Annotated in this window: 8 protein-coding genes, 1 tRNA gene and 1 pseudogene; 6 read left to right on the top strand and 4 right to left on the bottom strand. The window is 75.8% G+C overall.

Translation table 11 applies throughout. The features are described 5' to 3' along the window. Positions 1–214: pseudogene (locus ACFRAR_RS03330) on the bottom strand (hypothetical protein); the annotation flags it as partial. A 10-nt stretch (positions 215–224) separates the two neighbouring features. Here ACFRAR_RS03330 and ACFRAR_RS03325 point away from each other — a divergent pair. Further along, entirely contained in the window at positions 225–806 is a 582-nt protein-coding gene (locus ACFRAR_RS03325; protein ID WP_380694223.1) for an NPCBM/NEW2 domain-containing protein, read from the top strand. A gap of 124 nt (positions 807–930) precedes the next feature. Here the strand turns inward: ACFRAR_RS03325 and ACFRAR_RS03320 are convergent, their stop codons facing one another. From ACFRAR_RS03320 to ACFRAR_RS03310, 3 genes are all read right to left on the bottom strand, one after another. Then, positions 931–1,635 (bottom strand): DsbA family oxidoreductase, encoded by a 705-nt coding sequence (locus ACFRAR_RS03320; protein WP_380694221.1) that lies wholly within the window; start codon positions 1,633–1,635, stop codon positions 931–933. A gap of 104 nt (positions 1,636–1,739) precedes the next feature. After that, on the bottom strand, positions 1,740–2,261 hold the full coding sequence (locus ACFRAR_RS03315; RefSeq protein WP_380694218.1) for a universal stress protein: 522 nt from the start codon (positions 2,259–2,261) through the stop codon (positions 1,740–1,742). A gap of 272 nt (positions 2,262–2,533) precedes the next feature. After that, positions 2,534–4,672, bottom strand: coding sequence for an asparagine synthase-related protein (locus tag ACFRAR_RS03310; protein ID WP_380694216.1), 2,139 nt, complete (start codon positions 4,670–4,672; stop codon positions 2,534–2,536). A 781-nt stretch (positions 4,673–5,453) separates the two neighbouring features. Between ACFRAR_RS03310 and ACFRAR_RS03305 the strand changes: the two genes are divergently transcribed. The 5 genes from ACFRAR_RS03305 to ACFRAR_RS03285 all read left to right on the top strand — a co-directional run bounded on the left by ACFRAR_RS03305 (position 5,454) and on the right by ACFRAR_RS03285 (position 10,530). After that, positions 5,454–6,881 (top strand): MFS transporter, encoded by a 1,428-nt coding sequence (locus tag ACFRAR_RS03305; protein ID WP_380694214.1) that lies wholly within the window; start codon positions 5,454–5,456, stop codon positions 6,879–6,881. 218 nt (positions 6,882–7,099) lie between these two features. Further along, positions 7,100–7,930, top strand: a complete 831-nt coding sequence (trmB, locus tag ACFRAR_RS03300; protein ID WP_380694212.1) for a tRNA (guanosine(46)-N7)-methyltransferase TrmB — start codon at positions 7,100–7,102, stop codon at positions 7,928–7,930. Positions 7,931–8,045: 115 nt separating this feature from the next. Next, positions 8,046–9,422 (top strand): PrsW family intramembrane metalloprotease, encoded by a 1,377-nt coding sequence (locus tag ACFRAR_RS03295; RefSeq protein ID WP_380694209.1) that lies wholly within the window; start codon positions 8,046–8,048, stop codon positions 9,420–9,422. Between the two features lie 50 nt (positions 9,423–9,472). After that, positions 9,473–9,546 (top strand) — tRNA-Met (locus ACFRAR_RS03290). A gap of 195 nt (positions 9,547–9,741) precedes the next feature. After that, positions 9,742–10,530 (top strand): hypothetical protein, encoded by a 789-nt coding sequence (locus ACFRAR_RS03285; RefSeq protein ID WP_380694207.1) that lies wholly within the window; start codon positions 9,742–9,744, stop codon positions 10,528–10,530. Positions 10,531–10,902 lie beyond the last annotated feature (372 nt).

Genomic DNA, 10,902 nt, shown 5'->3' with positions numbered 1-10,902 from the left:
CGCCCGCACCCCCGGCGGGGAGCACCGCGGCCCCGGCCGCGCCGCCCGGCAGCGCCGCTCCGGCCCCGGGCGCGCCCGCGCCGGACCCCGCCGGCAGCGGGCCGGCCACCGGGAGCAGACCCGCTCCGCCGCCCGCCACCACCAGGGCACCGCAGCCCGGTGCACCCGCGACCGGCAGCCCGGAGGCCTCGCAGGCCCCGGAGCCGACCGTCACTCCCCCGGTCGTGTCCCTGCCGACGCTGCCGCCGCTGCCCACGCCCGACGTGCCGGTCATCCCGACGCCCACCCTGCCGACCCTGCCGACGCCGACCGTCACCACACCCACGCCCACGCCGACGCCGACGCCGCCCGTGCTCAGCGACTTCTGGGCCGACTCGATGCCCGTGCTCAAGCCCGGCAACAACCGGGTGCCGCCGCCCGAGCCGAGCATCCGGCAGAAGGGCAGCGACAAGTTCTGGCAGCGGGACGGCGGTTGGATCGGCGGCAGCTACCACTCGCACACGATCACCGTGCACGCTCCGGCGACCACCGTGATCGACCTCAACCGTGAATGCGCGTCCTTCGACGCGGTGGCCGGGGTGGACGACGCCACGCTCTCGCCGGGCGGAGTCGTCTTCTCCGTCCTGGGCGGCGACGGCAGCACCCTGTGGCGCTCCCGGACGCTGGCCACCGGCGACCGCGCGGTACCGGTGCACGTGCCGCTGGCCGGACAGGAGTCGATCAAGCTGGTGGTCACGCCGGTGAACGGGATCTGGTCGGCGCTGAACGTCGCGGACTGGGCGCAGGCCCGCTTCCGGTGCTCCTGACGGGAGCCCCGCCCGTGACATGACCGAGGCCCGCTCCGGAAAGTCCCGGAGCGGGCCTCGGGCTTCGGGCTCGCGGTGCCGTGCGGGCACGTGCGCGCCCCGCCGCCAGATGGCGCAGGAGCCGTCAGATGGCGCAGGAGCCGTCCGCGCAGGCCTCGCCGGCCGGGGCGACCTGGACCGGGGCGGGGCGGCGCTCGCCGATCTCGGTGGCGACCTGCTCCAGCACCTTGCGGAAGGTCTCGGCGTCCTGGCCGCCCTGGACGGCCCACTTGCCCTCGAAGACGAAGGTCGGCACGGCGCTGATGCCCAGCTCCCGGCCCTCGGCCAGCTGGGCGTCGACCTCGGCGGTGCCCTCGTCGCCCGCCAGGTAGCCGACCACCCGGTCCCGGTCCAGACCGGCCGCCACCGCGACGTCGGTCAGCGCGGCGCGGTCGCCGACGTCGACGCCGTCGGAGAAGTGCGCCTTCAGCAGCGCCTCCTTCAGCCGCCCCTGGACGGCCGCGCCGTACTCGGCCTCGGCGAGGTGCAGCAGGCGGTGGCCCAGGAAGGTGTTGGCGTGCAGCGCGGCGTCGAAGTCGTACGTGATGCCCTCGGCGAGGCCCAGCTCGGCCACCCGCGCGTCCATCGCCACCGACTGCGGGCCGTAACGCTCGGCCAGCCAGGCGCGGTGCGGGCTCGCCGTCGCGGGGGCGTCCGGGACCAGCTGGTACGGGCGGTAGACGACCTCGACCCGCTCCTTGCCCGGGAACTCCGCCAGGGCCTGCTCGAAGCGGCGCTTGCCGATGTAACACCACGGGCAAGCGATGTCGCTCCAGATTTCGACCTTCATGCGGGTGGCTCCAGGGGCGTCTCGATCGGATGGGTACGAGACGGGTGAACGATGAACCATCTCGGCACATTCCCGGCACCGCCTCGGACGTCCTCCGGGCCGGGTCAGGCCGCGGGCGGCGCCGGGACCACCAGCACCGGGCAGGCCGCGTGGTGGGCGACCGCCGAACTCACCGAACCCAGCAGCAGCCGGGAGAAGCCGCCGTTGCCCCGGGTGCCGATCACCAGCGTGTGCTGCCGGGTGGCCGCCGCCAGCAGCACCTCGATCACATTGCCCAGCACCACGTGCAGCGACAGCTCCCCCGCGTACGGCGCCGAGCGCTGCCGCTGAACGGCGGCCACCGAGCGGCGCAGCCCGTCCGCCATGCTCTCGACCAGCGTCTCCACGCTCTCCTGCACCAGCTCCGCCATCCCCGGCGGGTAGCCGGCCGGCGCCGGACTGACCACGGCGAGCACGTACAGCGGCAGGCCGAACACCTCGGCCTCCGTCATCGCCCGGTCCAGCGCCCACAGCGACCCGTCCGACCCGTCGCACGCCGCCAGCACCCCCGGCGGTCGCCCCGCCGGCGGCCGCCCGAGCACCGACAGCACGACGGGCACATCCCGCCCCGCGCTCCCACCGGCCACCGCACGTCCTCCTCACCCCGGGTCCACACCCCCGCCATCATCACCGGCCCGCCGACCGGGGCCCGGCAACCGCGCCGCAGGGGGCGGGCGGCGGACGCGGGCACCCGGCGCGGCCGGGAGGGGACCGCCCGACGAACGGGCCGGGCGGGCGGGGATGAAGAACGCGGGAGCCCGCAGGAGCCCACGGGAGCCCGAGGCACCCGCCGGGGCGACGGCCCGGCGGCCCGGGTCAGGAGGTGAGGGCGGGCTGGCGGGGGCCGGGCAGGCCCGGGTCAGGAGGTGAGGGCGGGCTGGCGGGGGCCGGGCAGGCCCGTCCAGCAGGCGCCGTGGCGGCGGGCGTGGACGCGGCGGAGCCAGAGCTCGGTGGAGACGAGGTCGGCGAGGCCCGCGAGGGTGGCCGGGGAGACCGGGGTGGCGGGGTCGGCGGACCGGGCGAGGTCGGCCCGGACGGCGCGGAGGTCGATGAGGCCGGCTTCGGCGAGCAGCGGCGCGTCGAAGAGTTCGGCGAGGCCGTCGGCGGCCAGGCGCAGGCCGGTCCGGGCGAGGGCGGTGCGGTCGGGGCGGGGGCCTCGGCCCCAGTCGGGGGGCAGGTCGGTGCGGCCGGCGCCGGTGAGGACGGCCCGCAGGAGGGCGTGCCGGGCGCCGGGCTGGAGCCGGACGTCGTCGGGCAGCAGCCGGGCCGCGCGCACCACCTGGTTGTCGAGGAAGGGCGCGTGCAGCCGCTGGCCGGGCTGCTCGGCGGCGTGGACGAGGGTGCGGAAGGAGCGCGCCTGCCGGTAGAGGGCGTGTCTGGCCCGGTGCGCGCCGGGGTGTTCCTCGGGCGCCGGTTTGCGCGCCGCCAGGCGGAGCCGCAGCGCCACCGCCGAGAGCGCTTCGTCGGAGAGCCAGCGGGCGGCCGGGCCGGGCACGCACCAGGCGAGGTCGACGGCCGAGCGGGCCCCCGCCGTGCCGCCGCCGTCCGGGACGTGCCGGGCGGTCAGTCTGGCGGCCGCCTCGTCCAGCGCCTCGGCGTAGCGGACCCGGGAGAGCCGGTGGGCGGCCCGGACCACGGTGAGCGGGGTGCGCAGGGTGCCGGTGAGGACGCCCGCGGTCGCCCGGTCGGCACCGGCCAGCGCGGCGACCGGGGGCAGGAGTTCGCGCGGCCGCCGGGCCCGGATGAGGTCGGCGAGCCGGGCCGGGTGCCCGTCCAGGACCTGCCGGGCGCCGTAGCCGGTGAGGTGGTCGGTGCCGCCGGCGTCGAACCGGGCCTCGGCCCGGGCGGCGACGACGAGTTCGGGCCCGGGTTCGTCGGTGAGCCGGCCGGTCCGCGGGTCGGCGACCAGCCCGGCGTACGGCAGGGCCTCCGGGCCGGGGTCGAGCACGGTGTGCCGCAGCCGAGGGGTGGCGGGGGCGAGCGCGAGGCCTGCCGGGGACCCGGTCTCGCCGAGCGTGACGGCGGCCAACTGCTCGGGGGCGGAGGGCTCCTGGACGGCGGCGCGGGCCCAGGAGCCCTTGACCGCGCCGTTCCTGGCCGCGGCCGCCCGGGCCGCCTCCGGGGCCGCGGCGGCCACCGGCACCGGCGGCAGCGGTACCGCGGCGGCGAGCAGCGCGACGGTCGCGGAGGCCGTCCCGTACGAGAGGTCGACGCCGAGCCTGGCCCGTCCGGCCGGGTCGGGGGCCGGCGTGGTGGTGCGGACCCGGGAGCGGACGGACTCCAGCAGGGCGCGGGTGAGTTCGCGGACGGCGGGCGCCTCCGCGCGCGGCTGCTCGGCGCCGGCCGGGTCGTCGTAGCCGGACAGGTACGGGCGGCCGTCGCGGATGCCGAGCACCCGGCCGGGCGGCACCCGCTCGACACCCAGGTACGGGGTGCCGGTGCCGAGCGCCTCGGGGGACTCCGGGCAGGCGAGCCGGGCGGCGAGGTGGCCGGTGTCCAGCCGGGCACCGACCAGGTCGGCCAGCGGCAGGGCGGCGGTGGCGTAGGCGGTGCCGCCGCCCCACGGGGTGTGGAAGACGGGCCGGGTGCCGGCGAGGTCGGTGAGCAGCAGGGTGGAGCGGGTGCCGGCGCGCAGCACGACGGTGTAGCTGCCGGGCCAGGCGGTCAGGTGGCGGACGGCGCCGCCGCGGGCGGCGGCGAGGCCGGCGGCGAGTTCGGCGTCGGTGGCGCCGCAGTGGCCGAGGACGGCGAGCCGGGAGGTGGCGGGGGTGTCCGCGGCCTGGTCGGGGGCGGTGGGGCCGGTGGTGACCACGGCGGCGGCGCCGGGGCGGAGGGTGACCAGGCGGATCTCCCCGGGGCGCCAGTCGCCCACGGCCCAGAGCGGGTCGGGTCCGGCCCACAGGGGGCGGGCGGCGATCGGCGTGATCCCGCCGATCGCCTCGTGCGCCGGGGTGCCCGCGCCGGGCGTGCCCGTGCACCAGCCCGTCAGCCACCGCATCGCGCCTCCACCGGACGAGGACCTGCACCCGTGCCCGCGCGCTCGCCGCCCGCCGGGCGGCCGGGTGTGCCGTGGTGGCCCGTGCGCGTCCCGGTGTGCCCCCGCAGCTCGACGCACCGTCAGAAGACATCGTGCCACCGCGGGCTGCCGCCGTGGCCGGTGTTTCCGGGTTCCGTCTCCGTTCGAACCGCGCGCTCGACGACGGCCGGACCCGTCCGGGCCGGAGCGGGTGCGCCGGAGCCGATCGCCGCGGCTCGGCAAGTCCCTTGCTCCGGGGGCGAGTTCGATCACCTTCGAATCCGGGGCCGAGGCGGGCCGGGCCTCCCCCTCCCCGGCCCGGACCGCCCGCGAACGCCTTTGACATGGGCATCGCGAGATGGCCGAAAGACGTCGCCCAGCCCGGGAGGGCATCCGCATGCCCTCCCGGACTTCACCGCCGCCCGCGGGGATTGAGGCGGCGGCTTCCCCCGGCCTGCCGGGTCCTCGACGGCAGGCCGACCCACGACCACCAGCGAATCGCCGACCAGCCGGTCGAACCAGGGAGCACGGCCGGGCGCACGTGAACACGGGACCGGAGCACGAGGCTCCGGCGCGCGGTGCGGTCGGCCGGATCCGAGTGGTCCGGACCAACCCCCGTACGACACCGGCGAGTGCGCGATCCCGCCATCCGGAATGCGACCTCTTAACCGTCGGAACGCGTCCGACTACTCTAGGTACAGCAGCTACGGCCCGGTGCCGCCCGGGCCCCGCGCACAAGGCCGCAGGAGGTGCCGCCGCCACCATGACCGTCAGCCCACGAGGACCGAACGAACGGCTCGGCACGCTCCTGACCCTCGCCCAGATCAGCAACGCCGGACTGGCCCGCCGGGTCAACGACCTCGGCGCCCAGCGCGGGCTGACCCTGCGGTACGACAAGACCTCGGTGGCCCGCTGGGTCAGCAAGGGCATGGTCCCGCAGGGGCCCGTCCCGCACCTGATCGCCACCGCGATCGGCGGCAAGCTCGGCCGGCCCGTCCCGCTGGAGGAGATCGGCCTGGGCGACACCGACCCGGCGCCCGAACTCGGCCTGGCCTTCCCGCGCGAGGTCGCCGACGCGGTCCGCTCCGCGACCGACCTGTGGCGGGTCGACCTCGACCTGCGCCGGGGCCCCGGCGGCGGCCGCTGGAGCGACAGCCTGGCCGGCACCTTCTCGGTCGCCGCCTACGCGACCCCCGTCTCCCGCTGGCTGATCACCCCGGCGGACGGCTCGGTGGCCCGAGAGGTGCCGCGCTCCCCCTCCGACACCTCCTCCTACCGGGTCGGCCACTCGGACGCCGCCAAGCTCCGCGAGGCCGCCCACGAGGCCCGCCGCTGGGACTCCAAGTACGGTGGCGGGGACTGGCGTTCGTCGATGGTGCCGGAGTGTCTGCGGGTGGAGGCGGCACCGCTGCTGCTCGCCTCGTACAGCGACGCGGTCGGCCGGGCACTGTTCGGGGCGACGGCCGAACTGACCAGGCTGGCCGGGTGGATGGCCTTCGACACCGGCCAGCACGAGGCCGCCCAGCGGTACTACATCCAGGCGCTGCGGCTCGCCCGGGCCGCCGCCGACGTGCCGCTCGGCGGCTACGTGCTGGCCTCGATGAGCCTCCAGGCCGGCTACCGGGGCTTCGCCGAGGAGGCGGTCGACCTCGCCCAGGCCGCGCTGGAGCGCAACCGGGGCCTGGCCACCGCCCGCACCATGAGCTTCTTCCACCTGGTGGAGGCCCGGGCCCAGGCCAAGGCCCGCAACGCCGCGGCGTGCGCGACGGCGCTCGGCGCGGCGGAGAGCGCACTCGAACGGGCGCGAGCCGGGGATCCCGATCCGGCGTGGATCGACTTCTACGCCTACGACCGGCTCGCCGCCGACGCCGCCGAGTGCTTCCGCGACCTCGGAGTGCCCTCCAAGGTGCGGCAGTTCACCCGCGAGGCGCTGGCCACGCCCACCGAGGGCTTCGTCCGCTCGCACGGCCTGCGGCTGGTGGTCTCGGCGATGGCCGAGGCGGAGGCGGGCGACCTGGACGCCGCCGTCGCCGCCGGCGAGCGCGCGGTCGAGGTGGCGGGCCGGATCTCCTCGCAGCGCAGCCGGGAGTACGTGGTGGAGATGCTGCGGCGGCTGGAGCCCTTCCAGGGTGAACGCCGGGTACGGGAGTTGACCGAGCGGGCCCGGGCGGTGATCGTCGCACCGGCCTAGCCAGGGCTCGCCGGACAAGCCCTGAGGGCCGTGGGACCGAGGGCGGACCGAGCGAGGGCGTGGACGAGGAGCGGACGGTGGCGGACGACTTCGACGTGGCGGTGGTCGGCGGCCGACGGGTGAACGGCGGGGCTCGTGAGCAAGGGCGTGTCCCGCCGGATGAGCCCGGTCACAGGCCCTGCGGGAGAGCCCCCGCAGCCCCGTAGACTCGGTTGATTGTGACTGCCACCGCCCCGATCCCCCAGCCCTCGCCGTCCGCCCGGCTGTCCGCCGCGCCGGCCGCCTACCCCGCGCCGATGTACCCGCACAAGGCCACCGAGGCCCAGCACCGCGAGCGTCGCATCCGCAGCTTCCAGCCGCGCCGGGGCCGGATGACCAACGCCCAGGCGAGCGCCCTGGACCGCAGCTGGGAGACGTACGGCATCCCGATCGACGGCAGCCCGCTGGACCCGCGGGAGCTGTTCGACGGACTGCCGGTGACCCTGGAGATCGGCTTCGGCATGGGCGAGACCACCGCCGCGATGGCCGCCGCCGACCCGTCGATGGGCATCCTCGCCGCCGACGTGCACACCCCCGGCCACGGCAACCTGCTCGGGCTGCTGGAGCGCGACGGCTCCGCGAACGTCCGGACGGCCGCCGGGGACGCGGTGATCCTGCTGCGCGACATGCTCCCGGACGCCTCGCTGGCCGGTCTGCGGGTCTACTTCGCCGACCCGTGGCCCAAGCCGAAGCACCACAAGCGCCGGCTGGTCCAGTCCGAGTTCCTCGACCTGGTGCTGCCCCGGCTCGCCCCCGGCGCCCTGGTGCACTGCGCCACCGACTGGGAGCCGTACGCGGAGCAGATGCTGGCCGTGCTGTCCGCCTCCCCGGAGCTGGAGAACCTGCACCCCGAGGGTGACGGGACCGGCTGGCTGGAGCCCGCGGACCACCCGGACGGCAGCGTTCCGGGTTACGCCCCGCGGCCGGACTGGCGGCCGGTCACCAAGTTCGAACGGGCCGGGATCACCAAGGGCCACGTCGTCCACGACCTGCTGTTCCGCCGCCGCTGACCCACCGGCGGCGTTCGAACGGGCCGCCGCCCGGCGGCCGTTGGGGAGTTCCCGGGGCCGCCGGGCGGTCCCGGATCCTCCCGGCGGGCCACCGCCGTGGCCTACCCTGTGCCGCATGGGCAGCCCGTCCGGCGGCCGCCCCCGGGCGAACGGTCGGACGACCGTTCGAACCGCCGCCGACGCACCGGAGACGGCCCCGAGCACCGGCGGCACCCGGTCCATCCCGGGGCCCCGGAGGCACCGGGCCCACCGGCTGCTGCCCGGGCCGGACGCCACCTCCGCACCACCGGCCCCGGCCGGCGCACCGGGCGCACCCGCCACACCCGCCCCGCCGGCCCGCGGCCGCTCGGCGGCGGTCTCCTCGGTCACCGCGACCGCCGTACTGACCCTGCTCGGGTGCGGGGCGCTGATCCTGCACCTCGTCCAGCGGCAGACCGGCACGGTCGGGCTGCTGGTCGGCCTGGGCCTGGCGATGGTGCCGCTGCCGTTCGTGCTCGGCGGCCTGGCCTGGCTCAACCTCACCGCCCGGGTGCCGCTGCGGCACACCGTGTTCTGCCTCGCCTGGGGCGCCTGCGCGGCCACCACCGTCGCCATCCTGGCCAACAACTGGACGGCGAGCTACCTGCTCCGGCACCGGGGCCCGTTCGGCCTGCCGCTCGGCACCGGGATCGCCACCCCGGTGATCGAGGAGACCGCCAAGGCCACCGCCCTGCTGGTGCTCCTGCTCCCGCTCGGCCGGCGGCTGCGCTGCCACGGCCGCCGCGTCGGGCGCCCCTGCGCGCCGCTGCTGCACCGCCTGCCCACGCCCCGGCACCCGCACCCGCGCCGTCCGGGCGGACCGCACTCCCGCGGCCGGCCGCGGCCGCGCCCGTACCTGCGGCCGCTGCCCTACCTGCGCCCGGCCCCGCCCTCCGGCGGCGGGCCCCACCACCGCTCCCGGCCACGCACCCTGGCCGCCGGGGTGGTGCTCGGCGGGATCACCGCCTGCGGCTTCGCGTTCACCGAGAACGCCCTCTACCTGGGCCGGGCCTTCAGCAGCGACCAGCGCCAGCGGCTGGACAGCATCGGCCTCGGCGACCCGCCCAGCCTGCGCGACTTCGACAGCACCGTGCAGACCTTCGTGCTGCGCGCCCTGCTCTCCCCCTTCGCCCACCCGCTGTTCACCGCGCTCACCGGGATCGGCCTGGCCGTCGCCCTCACCACCGCGCGGCGCTGGCTGGCCCGGCTGGCGGTGCCGACCGGCCTGCTGCTGGCGATGGCGCTGCACGGCGCCTGGAACGCCGCCGCCGACCTCGGCACGGACGGTTTCCTGGTGGTGTACGCGGCGCTGATGGTGCCCTGCTTCGCCGCGCTGGTCTGCTTCGCCGCCTGGGCGAGGTCCCGGGCGGCCCGGCACGCGGCGCGCGGCCGGCGGCGGCCGGAGCGGAGCGCCCGGTGGGCCTGGCGTTCCCGGCGGCGACCGGGCCGGGGGACGGCCGCCGGGAGTGGTTGAAGAAGCGATTTCCCATTCCGGCGACTTCCACGTATTGTTGTGTTCACCGACGCGGGGTGGAGCAGCTCGGTAGCTCGCTGGGCTCATAACCCAGAGGTCGCAGGTTCAAATCCTGTCCCCGCTACTCAGTAGCCGAAAGGCCCGGAGGATTCTTCCTCCGGGCCTTTCGCGTTCCCGGGCACGTGCGGAACACGGTCCTGCCACGAAGCTGTAACAGCGGCCAGTCTGATGATCAGCTGTCAGAGCCCTGACCCATACTGAGGAAAAATTCATCCGAATTGGGGGGCTGTTCGACCTGCCCCCGGACAGGAACCACCACATGCTGTCGAAGCGCCTGGTCAGTACCGCCGCGATCTGCCTCGTCCTGGTGGCCGGCACCGCCGCGTGCGGCAGTTCCAAGAGCGATGGCAAGGGCGGGGACGCCAAGGCCGGCTCCGCGCAGAAGCTCGACACCGACAAGCTCAGCGCCCAGGACATCGAGAAGAAGGCCAAGGAGGCCCTGGCCTCCGCCACCGCCCTCAAGATGTCCGGCACCGTCGGCACCGACGGGGGCGCGATGGAGATGAACCTGGCGCTCGACAACAAGAGCCAGTGCACCGGCACCATGGCGATGCCCGGCATGGGCAAGTTCGAGATCATCAGCGACGGCAAGACCTCGTACGTCAAGCCGGACACCGCCTTCTGGACCAACATGGGCGGCCCGAACGGCGCCAAGGCCGCCGAGCTGTTCAAGGGCCGCTACCTGACCGGCTTCGAGAACGACCCGTCGATGGGCTCGCTCACCGGCGTCTGCAACCTCGCCGAGTTCACCAAGAAGATCGGCTCGGAGACCGGCACCAACGACAAGGTCGAGAAGGGCGCCACCGGCAACGTCAACGGCGTCAAGACCATCAGCCTGAAGGCCACCGACTCCAAGGGCGAGGTCTCGACCCTCCAGGTCGCCACCGAGGGCAAGCCCTACCCGGTGCAGATCGAGCACACCGGCTCCAAGGACAACAACGGCAAGATCAACTTCAGCGACTTCGACAAGCCGCTGACGATCCAGGCCCCGCCGGCCGACCAGACCATCGACTTCAGCAAGTTCAAGGACCAGATGAAGGCCGCCTGAGCGGCGGCCGCGTCGCCCCGGAAATAATCCGTTGCCTCCGCCCGGTGCGCTGCCTAGGCTGGCAAGCACACTGAAGGGAGGTGATCCTGAGTTGAGTTCCATCAGGATGAGTGAGGTGGCTGCTCGCTAGAGCCGCCCCTGCCTGCGCGGGGAGAGGCCCATGGCCTCCGGCAGGCGAAATCCACAGCAGTCACCCGGCCCGCGGGCTCACCGGTACATCCCCGGTGCCTCGGCGCCTGGCCAGTGCACGGGCCGGCGCGGAGGAGCAGCCCGCGGGCCGTCTGCGTTCCCGGGGAGCTTCCGGCACGGTTCCGGAGGCTCCCTCCGGCGTTCCCGGAGGCCCCCGTCCGGGGTCTCCGGGAGTCGTGCGCG

The sequence above is a fragment of the Kitasatospora sp. NPDC056651 genome (assembly GCF_042792155.1).
GTDB lineage: Bacteria > Actinomycetota > Actinomycetes > Streptomycetales > Streptomycetaceae > Kitasatospora.
Note: the sequence above shows the minus strand (reverse complement) of the source record. Positions and strands in the feature narration are given on the sequence as shown.

Coding starts and splice junctions, on each gene's coding strand:
- ACFRAR_RS03320 (WP_380694221.1), bottom strand. CDS start 1,635: ATGAAGGTCGAAATCTGGAGCGACATCGCTTGCCCGTGGTGTTACATC.
- ACFRAR_RS03305 (WP_380694214.1), top strand. CDS start 5,454: ATGACCGTCAGCCCACGAGGACCGAACGAACGGCTCGGCACGCTCCTG.
- ACFRAR_RS03295 (WP_380694209.1), top strand. CDS start 8,046: ATGGGCAGCCCGTCCGGCGGCCGCCCCCGGGCGAACGGTCGGACGACC.
- ACFRAR_RS03285 (WP_380694207.1), top strand. CDS start 9,742: ATGCTGTCGAAGCGCCTGGTCAGTACCGCCGCGATCTGCCTCGTCCTG.
- ACFRAR_RS03310 (WP_380694216.1), bottom strand. CDS start 4,672: ATGCGGTGGCTGACGGGCTGGTGCACGGGCACGCCCGGCGCGGGCACC.